Annotated in this window: 1 protein-coding gene; it reads right to left on the reverse strand. The window is 38.6% G+C overall.

Annotation, left to right across the window (positions count from 1 at the left end; all coding sequences use genetic code 11):
* Window positions 1-259: PIN domain-containing protein (locus SB658_RS25210; protein WP_410603156.1), on the reverse strand; the 259-nt coding region annotated here is incomplete at both ends.

Here is a 259-nt window from a genome sequence, read left to right on the forward strand (position 1 = left end):
GCATCTCACGAATAAACGGGAATTGCTCTGATAATTCAGGTGGAGTCTTTTGACGTCCTCCTTTATACTCACTATACGTTTTATGACGGAATGTCGTTTTCCCCGCATCAAACGCTACTAACATATGCGTTGGTTTTTCTTCCTCTAATATTCTCATTAACATCATTGTAAAACCGTAAATTGCGTTCGTATGTATACCTTTGTCGTTATTTAAAAGCGGTAGTGCAAAGAAAGCACGATACGCGATATTGTTACCATC

Origin of the sequence: Bacillus sp. SIMBA_008 (assembly GCF_046535495.1) — a bacterium.
GTDB classification, from domain to species: domain Bacteria; phylum Bacillota; class Bacilli; order Bacillales; family Bacillaceae; genus Bacillus; species Bacillus subtilis.